14 protein-coding genes are annotated in these 14,904 nt (G+C 72.1%); 11 read left to right on the top strand and 3 right to left on the bottom strand.

Annotated elements, in window-relative coordinates; translation table 11 throughout:
- Nucleotides 1–73: 73 nt before the first annotated feature.
- From OOJ91_RS14675 to OOJ91_RS14640, 8 genes are all read left to right on the top strand, one after another.
- Nucleotides 74–2,050, top strand: a complete 1,977-nt coding sequence (locus tag OOJ91_RS14675) for a TIGR03960 family B12-binding radical SAM protein (protein ID WP_266245189.1) — start codon at nt 74–76, stop codon at nt 2,048–2,050.
- A 68-nt stretch (nt 2,051–2,118) separates the two neighbouring features.
- On the top strand, nt 2,119–2,838 hold the full coding sequence (locus tag OOJ91_RS14670) for a TIGR03936 family radical SAM-associated protein (protein ID WP_266245400.1): 720 nt from the start codon (nt 2,119–2,121) through the stop codon (nt 2,836–2,838).
- 131 nt (nt 2,839–2,969) lie between these two features.
- Nucleotides 2,970–6,047, top strand: a complete 3,078-nt coding sequence (locus OOJ91_RS14665; RefSeq protein WP_266245188.1) for an Rne/Rng family ribonuclease — start codon at nt 2,970–2,972, stop codon at nt 6,045–6,047.
- 118 nt (nt 6,048–6,165) lie between these two features.
- Complete coding sequence (locus OOJ91_RS14660; protein WP_266245187.1) at nt 6,166–6,669, top strand: hypothetical protein; 504 nt, start codon at nt 6,166–6,168, stop codon at nt 6,667–6,669.
- A 166-nt stretch (nt 6,670–6,835) separates the two neighbouring features.
- Entirely contained in the window at nt 6,836–7,150 is a 315-nt protein-coding gene (gene rplU, locus OOJ91_RS14655) for a 50S ribosomal protein L21 (protein ID WP_007464063.1), read from the top strand.
- 11 nt (nt 7,151–7,161) lie between these two features.
- Nucleotides 7,162–7,416, top strand: a complete 255-nt coding sequence (gene rpmA / locus OOJ91_RS14650) for a 50S ribosomal protein L27 (protein ID WP_007464062.1) — start codon at nt 7,162–7,164, stop codon at nt 7,414–7,416.
- Nucleotides 7,417–7,509: 93 nt separating this feature from the next.
- Entirely contained in the window at nt 7,510–8,982 is a 1,473-nt protein-coding gene (gene obgE, locus OOJ91_RS14645; protein WP_266245179.1) for a GTPase ObgE, read from the top strand.
- A 70-nt stretch (nt 8,983–9,052) separates the two neighbouring features.
- Nucleotides 9,053–9,502, top strand: coding sequence for a GNAT family N-acetyltransferase (locus tag OOJ91_RS14640; protein ID WP_266245177.1), 450 nt, complete (start codon nt 9,053–9,055; stop codon nt 9,500–9,502).
- Between the two features lie 138 nt (nt 9,503–9,640).
- Here OOJ91_RS14640 and OOJ91_RS14635 read toward each other — a convergent pair whose 3' ends face one another.
- On the bottom strand, nt 9,641–10,132 hold the full coding sequence (locus OOJ91_RS14635; protein WP_266245175.1) for a DUF4383 domain-containing protein: 492 nt from the start codon (nt 10,130–10,132) through the stop codon (nt 9,641–9,643).
- 231 nt (nt 10,133–10,363) lie between these two features.
- Between OOJ91_RS14635 and OOJ91_RS14630 the strand changes: the two genes are divergently transcribed.
- Genes OOJ91_RS14630 through OOJ91_RS14620 form a run of 3 tightly spaced genes read left to right on the top strand, consistent with a single transcriptional unit; the run spans nt 10,364 to nt 12,316 of the window.
- On the top strand, nt 10,364–11,170 hold the full coding sequence (locus OOJ91_RS14630) for a hypothetical protein (protein WP_266245174.1): 807 nt from the start codon (nt 10,364–10,366) through the stop codon (nt 11,168–11,170).
- Between the two features lie 31 nt (nt 11,171–11,201).
- Nucleotides 11,202–11,669, top strand: coding sequence for a phage holin family protein (locus tag OOJ91_RS14625; RefSeq protein WP_266245172.1), 468 nt, complete (start codon nt 11,202–11,204; stop codon nt 11,667–11,669).
- The gene (locus tag OOJ91_RS14620) at nt 11,666–12,316 is read left to right on the top strand and encodes a DUF3618 domain-containing protein (RefSeq protein WP_266245170.1); all 651 of its coding nucleotides are present in this window, start codon (nt 11,666–11,668) and stop codon (nt 12,314–12,316) included. The genes OOJ91_RS14625 and OOJ91_RS14620 overlap by 4 nt, the downstream gene beginning before the upstream one ends.
- A gap of 92 nt (nt 12,317–12,408) precedes the next feature.
- Here the strand turns inward: OOJ91_RS14620 and OOJ91_RS14615 are convergent, their stop codons facing one another.
- Nucleotides 12,409–13,428: a glycosyltransferase gene (locus tag OOJ91_RS14615; protein ID WP_266245169.1), complete on the bottom strand. Its 1,020-nt coding sequence runs from the start codon at nt 13,426–13,428 to the stop codon at nt 12,409–12,411.
- A 156-nt stretch (nt 13,429–13,584) separates the two neighbouring features.
- A complete protein-coding gene (locus OOJ91_RS14610) occupies nt 13,585–14,829 on the bottom strand; it encodes a cytochrome P450 (protein WP_266245167.1) in 1,245 nt (414 codons plus the stop codon).
- Nucleotides 14,830–14,904 lie beyond the last annotated feature (75 nt).

Below are 14,904 nucleotides of genomic sequence, written 5' to 3'. Positions count from 1 at the left end.
AACAGGTGGATGATCGGGCCGCATCGTGGCGTGCGCGCGGTCACCGACGGGCGGGCGCGTACCCTTGGCCATCATGAGTGCCCCGTCCACGACGCCGCGTGCGGCCGCGACCAATTCCGTCTGGCCCCGGCTCGAGCCGCTGCTCCCTCAGGTCTCCAAGCCCATCCAGTACGTCGGCGGTGAGCTGGGCGCGGTGGTCAAGGACTGGGACGCGGCGACGGTGCGCTGGGCGCTGATGTACCCCGACGCGTACGAGGTGGGCCTACCCAACCAGGGCGTGCAGATCCTCTACGAGGTGCTCAACGAGCTGCCCGACACCCTCGCCGAGCGGACGTACGCGGTCTGGCCCGACCTGGAGAACCTGATGCGCACGCACGGCGTGCCGCAGTTCACCGTCGACGCGCACCGACCGGTGCGCGATTTCGACGTGTTCGGCATCTCCTTCTCCACCGAGCTGGGCTACACCAACATGCTCACCGCGATCGACCTGGCCGGCATCCCGATGCTGGCCGCCGACCGCACCGACGCCGATCCGGTGATCGTGGCCGGCGGGCACGCCGCCTTCAACCCGGAGCCGATCGCCGACTTCATCGACGCCGCCGTGCTCGGCGACGGCGAGGAGGCCGTCCTGGAGATCACCGCGATCGTCCGGGAGTGGAAGGCCGAGGGCGCCCCGGGTGGCCGCGACGAGCTGCTGCTGCGGCTGGCCCGCACCGAGAGCGTGTACGTGCCGCGCTTCTACGACGTCGACTACCTCCCGGACGGGCGGATCCAGCGGGTCGTGCCGAACCGGGCGGACGTGCCGTTCCGGGTGCACAAGCGCACGACGATGGACCTAGACGCGTGGCCGTACCCGAAGAAGCCCCTCGTCCCGCTCGCCGAGACGGTGCACGAGCGGTACGCGGTGGAGATCTTCCGCGGCTGCACCCGCGGCTGCCGGTTCTGCCAGGCCGGCATGATCACTCGCCCGGTGCGCGAGCGGTCGATCACGACCGTGGGGCAGATGGTGCGCGAGGGCCTGGAGTTCTCCGGCTTCTCCGAGGTGGGTCTGCTGTCGCTCTCCTCGGCGGACCACTCGGAGATCGGTGACATGTGCTCGGGCCTGGCCCAGCAGTACGAGGGCACCAACGTGTCGCTGTCACTGCCGTCGACCCGCGTCGACGCCTTCAACATCGACCTCGCGCAGGAGCTGTCCCGCAACGGGCGGCGTACCGGTCTGACCTTCGCCCCGGAGGGCGGGTCGGAGCGGATCCGCAAGGTCATCAACAAGATGGTGTCGAAGGAAGACCTGATCCGGACGGTCGTCACCGCGTACAGCAACGGTTGGCGGCAGGTGAAGCTCTACTTCATGTGCGGCCTGCCCACCGAGACCGACGACGACGTCCTCGAGATCGCCGACATGGCCCACGAGGTGATCAAGGCCGGTCGGGCCGCGACCGGCTCCAAGGACATCCGCTGCACGGTCTCCATCGGCGGGTTCGTGCCGAAACCGCACACCCCGTTCCAGTGGGCCGCCATGGAGCGCCCGGAGGTCATCGACCACCGGCTCAAGATCCTCAAGCAGGCGATCAACTCGGACCGCTCGCTGGGCCGGGCCATCGGCTACCGCTACCACGACGGCGAGCCGTCGCTGATCGAGGGCCTGCTCTCCCGGGGCGACCGCCGGGTCGGCTCGGTGATCCGCAAGGTGTGGGAGAACGGCGGCCGGTTCGACGGGTGGAGCGAGCACTTCTCCTACCAGCGCTGGGTGGACGCGGCGGCCGAGACGCTTCCCGCGTTCGGGGTGGATCTCGACTGGTACACCACCCGCCAGCGCGACGAGTTGGAGGTCCTTCCCTGGGACCACCTGGACTCGGGTCTGGACAAGGACTGGCTCTGGCAGGACTGGCAGGATTCGCTCAGCGAGTTCGAGCAGGACGACTGCAGGTGGACCCCGTGCTTCGACTGCGGTGTCTGTCCCTCGATGGACACCGAGATCCAGATCGGCCCCACCGGCAAGAAGCTCCTGCCGCTGACGCCGATCAAGGGCCTCAAAACCCCCACCGCCTGAGGAGCGAGACGATCAGTAAGAAAAACCAGCCGGAGGGTGGGCAGGCGCCTGTCGTTCAGCGCGCCCGCATCCGGTACGCCAAGCGCGGCCCGCTGCGGTTCACCTCGCACCGGGACTTCGCCCGGGCGTTCGAGCGTGCGCTGCGTCGTGCCGCCGTACCGATCGCCTTCTCCCAGGGCTTCACCCCGCACCCGAAGATCTCCTACGCCAGCGCCGCGCCCACCGGGGTGGCGAGTGAGGCGGAGTACCTGGAGATCGGCCTCCAGGCTCCGGTCGAGCCGGAGGCGCTGCGTGCCGCGCTCGACGCCGCGCTCTCACCCGGGCTGGACGTGTTGGAGGTGGTGATCGCCGACGGTGGCAGCCTGGCGGACCGGATCGAGGCGTCGCACTGGCACATCGAGTTGCCCGAGGTCGACTCGGCGACGCTGCGCGCCGCCGTGGACGCCTTCACCGCCGCCGACGAGGTGCTTGTCGAGCGGATGACCAAGCAGGGGCGACGCACCTTCGACGCCCGTGCTGCAGTTATGTCGATCGATGTCCTGTCCCCGACGCAGACGCCTTCCGGGGCGCCGGCCGTACCGTGTGCGATACTCGAACTGGTCGTGCGGCAGGTCACCCCGTCCGTACGGCCCGATGACGTCCTTTCCGGCCTCCGCGTGGTGGCCGACCTGGAGCCGCCGGTCTCGCCGAGGGTGACCCGGCTGGCTCAGGGCACGCTGACCGCGCAGGGTGCGATCGTGGATCCGTTGGATGCGGACCGCGGCGGGGCAGCCATCGTTGGGCACTGACCGACGGTCAGCGCTCTTGCAGGCAGACTTCGGCGGTCGCGCACCACGCGCGCCCGGCGGAAACACTTTTGCGGCGACCCTGCGTGGCAGCGCTCACCCGCGCCCGGGGCAGCCAGAACTGGAGAACGTCCATGCTCGAGAACGAGCCCGAGGGCGGCGAACGGACCGGTTCACAGCCGGCCGGCGACACCGCTGACCAGAGCACCACCACCGACGGCGCCGCCGGCACGGAACGGGCGGGCGTCGAGAGCGCCGAGCCTGCCGCGCCGCCACGGCGGGCGCGGGCCACCAGGCGTCGGGCCGCACCGCTCAACCAGCCGGAGCAGGCCGAGGCGCCCGTCGAGGCGTCCACCGGCGGAGCCGGGGCCGTCGAGTCGCCGCAGGCGGAGGTCTTCGCCCCGATCTCCGGTGACCTGGACGTCGCCCCGAAGACCCCCCGACGCCGCCGCAAGGCGGCCCCCGTCGAGACGACCGCCGAGGAGCCGCTGGTCGCCGCCAGCGCGGAGCTGGCCTCTCCCGAGGTCGTTCCGCCGGTCAAGGTGACCCGCACCAGGCGCAAGAAGGCGACGCCCGCCGCCGCGGAGCCGCCGGCCGTCGCGGAGCCCGCCGCCGTCGAGGAGCCTCCCGCCGAGGAGCTGCCGGCAGTCGCGGAGCCCGAAGCCGTCGAGGAGGACGCCGCCGAGACGCCTGCGGAGTCCGACCTGCGTCAGGCGGAAACCGAGCTGAACGAGGCGCAGACCTCGCCGGGCGCCCCCGTCGCCGCGCAGGCGTTCGGTGTCACGCAGGAGTCCTCCGGCGAGGTGGCGCCCGGTGTGGCAGTGGCGAACGTGGCCGATGAGCCGATCGAGCCGGCCGAGGTCATCGAGACCGAGCAGCCGCGTACGCGTCGTCGGCGGGCCGCGCTCTCCGCGCCCACCGTGCTGTTCATGGCGCCGCAGCCGGACGCCGTGCCGGTGACCCGGCCGGCGGAGCCCGCTCCGGTGGCCGAGGAGCCGGCCGTCGAGGCCGAGCCGTCCCGTCGGCGGCGGCGTGGTCGCCGCGACGCCGAGCCGGTGGAGCCGGTCGAGGCCGTCGAGGCCGAGGAGGAGCCGACCGAGGAGGCCGACGAGGCCACCGAGGCGGACGAGGACGACGAGGACAGCGCCGCCGCGCGTCGCCGCCGTCGGCGTGGCCGCCGCGGTCGGGGCCGGGGCAAGGGCGGCGCCGACGACGCCGAGGACGAGGATTCCGACGAGGCGGCGCAGGCCGACGAGGAGGAGACCGCCGAGGTCGAGGCCGAGGGTGACGAGGACGAGGAGTCCGAGGGTGGGGACGGTTTGACCCGTCGTCGCCGTCGTCGTCGCCGCCGGGGCGCCGGCGACACCGAGGGTGCCGCCGACGACGGTGTGCCCACCGTGGTCAAGATCCGCGAGCCGCGTCGCACTGTCGACGAGGTCCAGGGCGTGTCCGGCTCGACCCGGCTGGAGGCCAAGCGCCAGCGCCGTCGGGACGGCCGGGAGCAGCGGCGTACGCGGCCGCCGATCCTCAGCGAGTCGGAGTTCCTGGCCCGCCGGGAGGCGGTCGACCGGGTGATGGCGGTCCGGCAGCGCGGTGACCGCACCCAGATCGCCGTCCTGGAGGACGGTGTGCTGGTCGAGCACTACGTCACCCGCAACTCCTCGGGCACCATGGCCGGCAACGTCTACCTGGGCAAGGTGCAGAACGTGCTGCCCAGCATGGAGGCGGCGTTCGTCGACGTCGGCCGGGGCCGCAACGCGGTGCTGTACGCCGGTGAGGTCAACTGGGACACCTCCGGGCTGGAGGGGCGTGCCCGCTCGATCGAGCAGGCGCTGCGCTCCGGCGACTCGGTGCTGGTGCAGGTCACCAAGGACCCGATCGGGCACAAGGGCGCGCGGCTGACCAGCCACATCGCCCTCTCCGGCCGGCACCTGGTCTACGTGCCCAACGGCAACGCGTCCGGGATCAGCCGCAAGCTGCCGGACACCGAGCGCAAGCGGCTGCGTGACGTGCTCAAGAAGCTGGTCCCGGACGGCGCCGGCGTGATCGTCCGTACGGCTGCCGAGGGCGCCAGCGAGGACGAGCTGGCCCGCGACGTCAAGCGGCTCCAGGCGCAGTGGGAGGACATCCAGGCCAAGGCCGCCGAGGGCGGTGCCCCGGTGCTGCTCTACGAGGAGCCCGACCTGGTCATCCGGGTGGTCCGGGACCTGTTCAACGAGGACTTCCGCGAGCTGGTCATCGAGGGCGAGCAGTCGTACGGCATGGTCGAGTCGTACCTGTCGCACGTCTCTCCGGACCTGGTCGACCGGGTGCGCCGGCACGTGGGCACGAGCGACGTGTTCGCCGAGTACCGGATCGACGAGCAGATCATCAAGGGCCTGGACCGCAAGGTGTTCCTGCCCTCCGGCGGCTCGCTGGTGATCGACAAGACCGAGGCCATGACTGTCGTCGACGTCAACACCGGCAAGTACACCGGCTCCGGCGGCAACCTGGAGGAGACGGTCACCCGCAACAACCTGGAGGCGGCGGAGGAGATCGTCCGCCAGCTCCGGCTGCGCGACATCGGCGGCATCGTGGTGATCGACTTCATCGACATGGTGTTGGAGTCGAACCGGGAGCTGGTGCTGCGTCGGCTCACCGAGTGCCTGGGTCGGGACCGCACCAAGCACCAGGTCACCGAGATCACCTCGCTCGGTCTGGTGCAGATGACCCGTAAGCGGATCGGCGCGGGCCTGCTGGAGGCGTTCAGCGAGACCTGCGAGTGCTGCAAGGGTCGGGGCGTCATCATGCACACCGAGCCGGTGCCGGAGAAGCCGCGTACCGGTGGGGCGGCGGAGAAGGTCAAGGCGGTGGCCTCGTCGGCGCCGGCCGCTCCGGCCGCTCCGGCCGCCGAGAACGGCACCGCGTCCTCCCGCCGCCGGGCGCGCAAGAGCGCCCCGGCGGAGCGCGCGGTGGTCGAGGTCGTCGACACCGACACCAGCGCCGAACCGGACGCCGACTACCAGGACACCATGGGGTACGACCTGTCCCGCTACGAGGCGGAGACCGAGGCCGCTCCGGCGCTTTCCGACAGCCAGCAGGGCGAGTCGGCCCGGCTGGCCGCGGCGGACGACCCGGACGCGCTCGCGGACGGTGACACCGACGAGGAGGCCGGTGGCGCGGGGCGTCGCCGCTCCCGCCGCGGTGGCGCCCGCCGGCGGACCCGCCCCTGACGGTCTGACCGGCCCGGTGTTTGACGAGGTCCCTTTCCCGGCAATGTGACGGGGGAGGGACCTCGCCGCTCCGGTCACCCCGGTCCGGGAGTGGTCGGCCCCCGGTCAGGAGAAGAAGATGCGTCGCCTGCTCGCCGTCACCATGGTGGTCGCCGTGCTCGCCGTCGGGGCCGGCTGCTCCGCCGGCCGGTCGGGCGGTGCGGGCCCGACCGGTGAGGGTTCCGGCTCGGCCGCCGGGTCCGGGGGTGCTCCCGGCGGGTTGACCGGTACGCCTGTGGGTGGCGGTGTCGCGGGCGGGAACGCCCAGGTCTGCGCCGAGGCGCAGCAGGCTGGCGCCACCGCCGTCCGGGAGTACGTGGAGGCGCTGGGCCGCATGGTCGCGGCGGTGGGCGCGGGGGACACCGCCACCGCCGATGCGGCCCGTACGAGGGCGCAGACGGCGCTGGCCGGCTGGCGGGCCGCGCTGCGGGAGCAGTCGGCGCGGTCCACCGATCCGCAGCTCAAGACGCTGCTCAGTGACCTCGGTACGGAGGTCGCCGCACTCGGCGGAGACGTCGAGTCGATCGACGAGACCGAGTTGGACCGGCTCCAGCAGCGCCTGGACCAGCTCTGCGCCCGCTGAGCAGGGTGGGCCGGTTTGGGGTCCGGGCCGGCAATGGCGTACTCTTGCCTGCGGCCCACCTTTGGTGTGCCGAGTTCCCGTGTGCCCGCGCCGCCGTGCACTGCTACCCGGCGAGCCGCCGCGGGGACAACCGCCAGCAGCCTCAACGACAGGGAGTCCGCCTCCGATGTACGCGATCGTCAAGACCGGCGGCAAGCAGTACAAGGTCGCCGAGGGCGACGTGATCGAGGTCGAGAAGCTCACCGGTGCCCCCGGTGACGCGGTGAAGCTCACCGCGGTGCTCCTCGTCGACGGTGACGACCTGGTGACCGACGCGGCGAAGCTTGCCGAGGTCGCGGTGTCCGGCGAGATCGCCGCGCACACCAAGGGCCCGAAGATCCGGATCCACAAGTTCAAGAACAAGACTGGCTACCACAAGCGCCAGGGTCACCGCCAGCCGTTGACCCAGGTCAAGGTGACCGGCATCTCCAGCGGGAAGTAGGTCGTCCTCCAATGGCTCACAAAAAGGGTGCGTCCAGCTCGCGTAACGGTCGTGACTCCGCGGCCCAGCGACTCGGCGTGAAGCGCTTCGGTGGTCAGGTCGTCAGCGCCGGTGAGATCATCATCCGGCAGCGTGGCACCAAGTTCCACCCCGGTGACCTGGTCGGCCGTGGCGGCGACGACACGCTGTTCGCGCTGTCGGCCGGTGCGGTCCTCTTCGGCACCAAGCGCGGTCGCAAGACCGTCAGCATCGTTCCGCAGCAGTAGTTCTCGAGCCAAGCGGGCCGCGGACCTACGGGTCCCGGCCCGTTTGGCTTTTTTCGAAGTGCGGGGTTGGACCTCGCTGGAAGGATTGACGCCGTGGCAACGTTCGTTGACCGGGTCGTTCTGCATCTGCAGGCCGGCGATGGTGGGCACGGTTGTGTCTCGATCCACCGCGAGAAGTTCAAGCCCTTCGGCGGGCCGGACGGCGGCAACGGCGGGCACGGCGGCAGCGTGTCGCTGGTTGTCGACCCGCAGGTGACCACGCTGCTCGACTTCCACTTCCACCCGCACGTCAAGGCCGACAACGGCAAGGGCGGGGCCGGGTCGAACCGGGACGGGGGCAACGGCCACAACCTGGTGCTGAAGGTTCCCAACGGCACTGTGGTGCAGACCGCCGACGGGACCGTGCTGGCCGACATGGTCGGCGCCGGCACCACCTTCGAGGTGGCTCGGGGTGGACGCGGTGGGCGGGGCAACGCCTCGCTTGCCAACGCCAAGCGCAAGGCGCCGGGCTTCGCCGAGCTGGGCGAGCCCGGCGACCAGCTGGACATCGTGCTGGAGCTGAAGAGCGTCGCCGATGTGGGCCTGGTGGGTTTCCCGTCGGCAGGCAAGTCGTCGCTGATCTCGGTGATCTCCGCGGCCAAGCCGAAGATCGCCGACTACCCGTTCACCACCCTCGTGCCCAACCTCGGCGTGGTCCGGATGGACAACCACACCTTCACCGTCGCCGACGTGCCGGGTCTGATCCCGGGCGCGGCCACCGGCAAGGGCCTGGGCCTGGAGTTCCTGCGGCACATCGAGCGCTGCGCGGTGCTGGTGCACGTCATCGACTCGGCGACCCTGGAGCCCGGGCGTGACCCGGTCGCCGACATCGACGCCATCGAGGCCGAGCTGAGCCAGTACGGCGGGCTGACCGACCGCCCGCGACTGGTGGCCGTGAACAAGGTCGACGTGCCGGACGGCCGGGACCTCGCCGAGATCGTGCGCCCCGACCTGGAGGAGCGCGGCTACCAGGTGTTCGAGGTCTCCGCGGCCACCCGCGAGGGGCTCAAGGAGCTGACGTACGCGATGGCCGAGCTGGTCGACGCCGAGCGTAAGGCCGCGCCGCCCGCCGAGCCGACCCGGATCGTGATCCGTCCGATGGCCGTGGACGACGACGGCTTCACCATCACGGCCGAGGCGGACGGCTCGTTCACGGTGCGCGGCGTCCGGCCGGAGCGGTGGGTCAAGCAGACCAACTTCGACAACGACGAGGCAGTGGGCTACCTCGCCGACCGGCTGGCCCGGCTCGGCGTGGAGGACAAGCTCGCCAAGGCCGGCGCGCAGCCCGGTGACCTGGTCCGGATCGGTGAGCGCGAGTTCGACTGGCAGCCGACGCTGTTCGCGGGTGTGGAGTTCGTGCCCGGCAACCGGGGTACCGACGTCCGCCTGGAGGAGAAGTCGAACCGGGCCTCGGCGGCGGAGCGGCTCGCCGCGCGCAAGGCCCGCCGGGTGCGTTCGGCGGACGAGGTGGGCGCGGACGCGTCCGACGACGACATCGACGACGACATCGAGGACGACGCCGAGTAGTCCGTTGCTCTCCGTGATCGGGACGACTTCCGGAAACCTCCGTGAAATCCATCCCGCCTAGCGTTGGGTGATGCTGATCGAGTCGCGGCCCGCCACCGATCCCGAGATCGCCGCCCTGCTCGTCGCCCAGCAGCGTGAGCTGCGCGAGGCCGACGGTGGGGTGGACGGGCAGGTCTTCGTTCCCCACGACGACGTCCGCTACCTCGCGGTGGTGGTGAACGGTCGGGCTGTCGCCTGCGGTGGGCTCCAGGCCCTCGACGCCGCCACCGGGGAGATCAAGCGGATGTACGTCCGGCCGGCGTACCGGGGGCGGGGCATCGCCCGCCAGCTGCTCGCCGCGCTTGAGGAGTGCGCGTTCCGGCAGGGGCACTCGGTGGTCTGCCTGGAGACCGGCACGTACCTTCCGGCGGCAATCGGGCTGTACACCTCGTGCGGCTACGAACAGGTCCCGGTGTACGGCGAGTACGTCGGCAACCCGTACAGCGTCTGTTTCGCCAAGCGGCTCCCGGTCGCGGCCTGACGGCTGCGGTCGGCCTGACGGCGGCGGTGGTCAGGCGCCGGTCTCGGCGTGCGCCACCGTGACCGGCTTCGACTCGGCCGAGCCCCGCTGCGGCGCCCACCCGCGCCACCGTCGCCGTCAAACGCGTGAGTTCGCAGGTCAGGGCCTGTCGATCGGGGCGTCCAGGCGCCCGCCGGTGCCCGCCTGGTTGGACAGCAGCAGCCCGAGCGCGAGCATGCCGAAGCCGAGCGCGAGGTGCAGCCAGTTGTCGGCGGAGTTGACCGGCAGGATGTTCGCGCCGGCGTCCTCGTCGACCGCTTCGATCGCCAGGCCGTACAGCCAGAGGGCCAGGTAGATCGCGCCGCCGCCGGCCAGGAAGAGCCGCGCGCCGCCGACGCTGCGGGCCAGCACCAGGCCCACCAGCCCGAACAGCAGGTGCACCGCGTTGTGCAGGATCGACACCTGGAACAGCCCGAGCAGCTTGGCGTCCGAGTGGTGCCCGGCGAAGGTCAGCTCGCCGTAGTCGGTGGTGATGCCGGGGATGAAGCCGAGGATGCCGATCAGCAGGAAGACGCCGGCCACGACAAGCGCGGCCACCCGCACCCGGGGCCGGGGCGCAGCGGGTCGGCCACCTCGCGCGTCTCGTGCCATCCCTGCCCCCTCCGGTGGATCTGCCGGTCCCACGAACCTCGCTGTCCGCGGCGGCGACGTGACGCAGCCCGACGATCCTCCATTTTGAAGTGGATCCCGCCGGCCCCGCAGAGAAATGCACGAAGAGGTATGGAAGGCGAAACGCAGGGTAGGTGAATTGTCGGCGGCCACGGCGTCACGGCCGAATCCCCCCAGCACAACCGCGACGACTTTCTGAGCGGAAGGGAAATCATGACTTACGATCTGTCACCCACGTCTTCCACGTACGGGAACGAGTCCACGAACGGTGGCGGCGTCCGCGAGCAGGCCCGCCACGTCGGGTCCGAGGCGGCGCACGCCGGCGGCGCGGTCGCCCAGACCGCCAAGGAGCAGGGCACCGAGGTCGGCCGCGAGGCCGCCCGGCAGGCCCGCAACCTCTACGGCGAGGCCCGCAGCCAGCTCGCCGGCCAGACCGGTGAGCAGCAGCGCCGGGCCGCCGGCGGACTGCGGTCGATCGCCGACGAGATGCGCACCATGGCCGAGCAGGGTGGCCAGGCCGGCCCGGTGAGCGAGCTGGCCCGCCAGGCCGCCGACCGGGTGCACGGTGTGGCCGGCTGGTTGGAGGAGCGCGAGCCCGGCGACCTGATCAACGAGGTACGCGACTACGCGCGGCGCAACCCGGGCACCTTCCTGGTCGGCGCGGCGGTGCTCGGCGTGCTGGCCGGGCGTCTGACCCGCAGCATCTCCGACTCCGGTGACCACTCCGGCAACGGCTCCGCTGGCTACCGCGGCGCGGGGGCGTACGACCCGGAGCAGACCGCCGTGATCCCCACGCCGCCGCCGGCGCCCCGGACGGCCGCCGACGCCACTCCGCCGGGCGGCTACCTCGACCCGACCCCCGGGACGTACACCGAGCCGACCTCCGGTGGCTACACCGACCCGACGCCGGGCAGCGCGGCTGGCTACACCGAGCCGACCAGCACCGGTCAGCCGCTGCCGCCGGTGACCCAGACCGACCCGCTGCCGGGCGTGCCGTCCAGCGGCAGCCCCCGCCCGTGAGGCGCCGAGTCATCCGAAGGGAGGCGACGGCATGACCATGCCGACGCAGGGGTCCGGCCTGGACTCCGGTTACCACCCCGACGCGGGCGCCCCGCACACCGCGGCGGACGTGAAGGGCAGCTCGCTCGGTGACCTGATGCGCCAGGTCACCACCGACCTGTCGACGCTTATGCGCCAGGAGGTGGAGCTGGCCAAGGCCGAGATCCGCCAGGAGGGCAAGAAGGCCGGCAAGGCCGCGGGCCTCTTCGGCGGCGCCGGCTTCGGCGGCTACATGGTGGCGTTGTTCGTCTCCATCGCCGTGTGGCAGTTCCTGGACAACGTCATGGACTCCGGCCTGGCCGCGCTGATCGTGGCCGTCATCTGGGCCGTGGCCGCCGCGGTCCTCTACTCGATGGCCAAGAAGAACGCCCAGAACGTACGCGGGCTCAAGCAGACAAACGACAGCGTGCAGCGGATCCCCGACGCGCTCAAGCCCCACCCGGAGGGAGTCACCCGATGAGCACCGATCCCGACCAGATCCGCCGGGAGATCGAGGCCACCCGCAACAGCCTCAGCTCCGATGTGGACGCCCTGGCCTACAAGGTCAGCCCGAGCCGCATCGTCGACGACCGCAAGCAGCGGGCCCGTTCCGCGCTGCAGAATGTGAGGGACAAGGTCATGGGAACCGCGTCTGACCTCGGCCACGGCACCGGCCACGCCGCCCACTCGGTGGGTGACCGCGCCTCCTCGGCGGCCTCCAGCGTCAGCGACGCCGCGCACTCGGCGGCCTCCTCGGTCAGCGACGCCGCCCACAGCGCGCCGCGGGTCATCCGGCAGAAGTCGCAGGGCAACCCGCTGGCCGCCGGCCTGATCGCCTTCGGGGTCGGCTGGCTGGCCTCCTCGCTGATCCCGGCCTCCCGGCGGGAGCAGCAGGCCGCCGCGCAGGTCAAGGACAAGGTCAGCGAGCACAGCGGCGCCGTGAAGGAGAAGCTGGGCGAGGTGGCCAGCGAGCTCAAGGACGAGCTGCGCGGGCCGGCCCAGCACGCCGCCGAGTCGGTGAGGTCCACCGCTCAGGACGCCGTGCACGCCGTGAAGGACGACGGCCGCTCGGCCGCCCAGGACGTCAAGGACCAGGCCCAGCAGGCCCGCCAGCAGGTCAGTTCCTGAGCCCACCGCAGTCGCCGACAGCTCGCGGTCCACTCCGGTGGCCGCGAGCTGTCGCACGTCCACCCCGACGCGCTCGCGGTGCGGACGTCTGCTCAGCGCACGCGTCGGGGTGGCCGGCGAGCGGCCCTGCGGATGCGGGAGTCGCCGTAGCGGGCTCCGCCGTGAAGGAGGCGCTGGGCGACCGCCAGCCAGCTGCAGAAGCCGCGTTCGAGCAGCCAGAGTGGGGCGGCCAGCGAGGTGCTCGGTGGAAAGACGATCCCGCCGTCGGCGCGGCGGCGGCCCACCTCGGCCACGGCGACGACAGCGGCCGCCGTGCCGAGCAGCAGCCGGGGTCGGCGGGACGCGACCGCCGCGGCCAGCGCGGGCAGGACCGCGAGCGCGGTCAGCAGGCGGGCCGGCTGGGCCAGATCGTCGTACGCCTGGCGGACCCGTTGGCCACGGAAGTGCGTCGCGTCCGGAGGCAGCCGGCGTACGTACAGCCAGGGTGGCGCGACCTCCACCCCGCCGTACGCGCGCACGGTGCGGATCAGCTCCAGGTTCTCGAAGAGCACGTCCGAGGCGTACCCGCCCATGGCGAGGAACGTGCTGCGGCGTACCGCGAGGGTGCCGGGGTAGTCGTTTCCGAGCGCCCGGTTGAGCAGCGTCCGCCCGGTGTCCCACCAGGCGTGCCAGGGCAGTGGGTCGAAGTAGTTCTGCGGCCGGACCAGGTCGACCCGGCCCAGCAGTCGGTGCACGGCACGCAGCCCGGCCTCGTCGTACCGGACGTCGTCGTCGGCGATGACCACGTGTTCGTGGTGTGCGGCGTCGAGGCCGGTGTGCACCCCTACCACCTTGCCGTTGAGCCCTCGCCCGGCGGGATCGGGCGGAAGGTGCCGGACCAGTCCCTGCCATGCCGCCGCGTGCCGGGCGAAGCGCTCCGGAGGCGACCCGTCGACGACGAGCACCTCGACGAGGCCGCTCAGCCAGCGCAGGTAGCCGGTCAGCTCGTCCAGACCGGTGTCGGTGCGCCAGCGCAGCGGCAGCACGTACGCCATCGGCAGGACTGGCGGCGGCAGGCCGGTGTTGTCGTGCCCGGCTCGCCGGGCGGTGCCACCGGTGGCCTTCGAGGGCATCGGTGCCTCCTGGGCAGGCGGTCCGCGGCCGGCGGGGCGGACCGCCCGCTGCGCGTGCCCGCCCTGCGGGCAACCAAACCAGGATGTCGCCTCGACTGGCCGACCGCAGGCAGCCCGCCTGCGGAACGGGGACGCCTCCGGGGATCGGTAACGGGGTCAGGCGCGGCGGATGTCGGTGAGGGTCAGGCCGCTGGGCGGCAGCGCGGGCATCCGCCGCAGGTCCAGGGTCAGGTCCTGTGGCGGAACCTCGTAGCGCATGCTCCCGGTCAGATTGGTGACCGCCCGCTTCATCAGGTCGATGGTGATCCACTCGCCGGCGCAGCGGTGCCCGGTGGTGTGGTCGCCGCCGCCCTGCGGGACCAGTTCGAAAGGGTCCACACGGCGGCCGGCGAACCGCTCGGGGCGGAACAGCTCCGGTTCGGGCCAGAGCGCCGGGTGGTGGTTGGTGCCGTAGAGGTCGAGCAGCACCCGCCGTCCGCGCGGAAAGTGGTGGCCCTCCCAGTCGAACGAGCGCCGGACCCGGGCGGCGGCCATCGGGAAGAACGGGTAGTAGCGACGTACCTCCTGGACGAACTGCCCGGTGGCCTCGTCGTCGCCGTGGACCCTCTCCCGCCAGCCGGGATGGTCGCGCAGGGCGAGCGCGGCGAAGACGATGTACCGGTCCACGGCGACGACCGGGCGCAGCAGGTTGAGCAGTTCGACGGCGGCGGTCCGACGGGGGAGCAGCTCCCCGCGCGCGTCGCGGTGTTCGGACACGATCTCCAGGGGGCTGCCGGCCGGCGCCGGGTGGATCCCGGTCCGGGCCCGTTCGACGAGGTCGCCGATCCAGCGCTCGGCGCGACGGCGGGCGAGCAGGCCCCTCCAGTGCCGTGGGCCGACGACCGCCGGGCCCTCGATCATGGCGTGCAGGTCGACGGCGCGGCGGTCGACCTGCGACGTGGCAAGCGGTACCCCGGCCCAGGCGCAGACGACCCGGGTCAGCAGGCGGCCCACCTCGTCGTAGAGCGGCACCGGCCCGGCCGCCTCCCAGGCGGGGAGCCGCGCTCGCCACTCGTCGTCGAAGAGCTGTCCGAGGCGCTGGACGGCCGCCGGCGTCATGATCGACATGATCATGGCCTTGCGGGCGGCGTGCTCAGATCCGTCCAGCCCCTGCACGCCACCGCGGCCGGTGAGCGTCCGCTGCACCCGCAGGGGCATGGCGCTGTCCCGCTGGAAACGCTCGTTGTCGTAGAAGAGCATCGCCGCCGGCCGGCCGCGCACGCAGATGGTCGGCGCGAGCAGGATCCGGGTCTGGAAGACGTCACTGCCGTACCTGTCGCACCGCTCACCGATGAACCGGTAGCCGGCGCGCAGCAGCGCGAGGGTGCTGTCCGGTGTGCGGTCGGCCGGCATGGTCGCCATCGGGCCTCCTCGGGTGCGGGTGGTGGCCGGCGTCGCCGTCGCGCGTCTACCCGTGTTGCCGCCGCTGAATCCCCG

The sequence above is a fragment of the Micromonospora lupini genome (assembly GCF_026342015.1).
Lineage (GTDB): Bacteria > Actinomycetota > Actinomycetes > Mycobacteriales > Micromonosporaceae > Micromonospora > Micromonospora lupini_B.
This window is presented reverse-complemented; position numbering and strand designations above follow the sequence as displayed.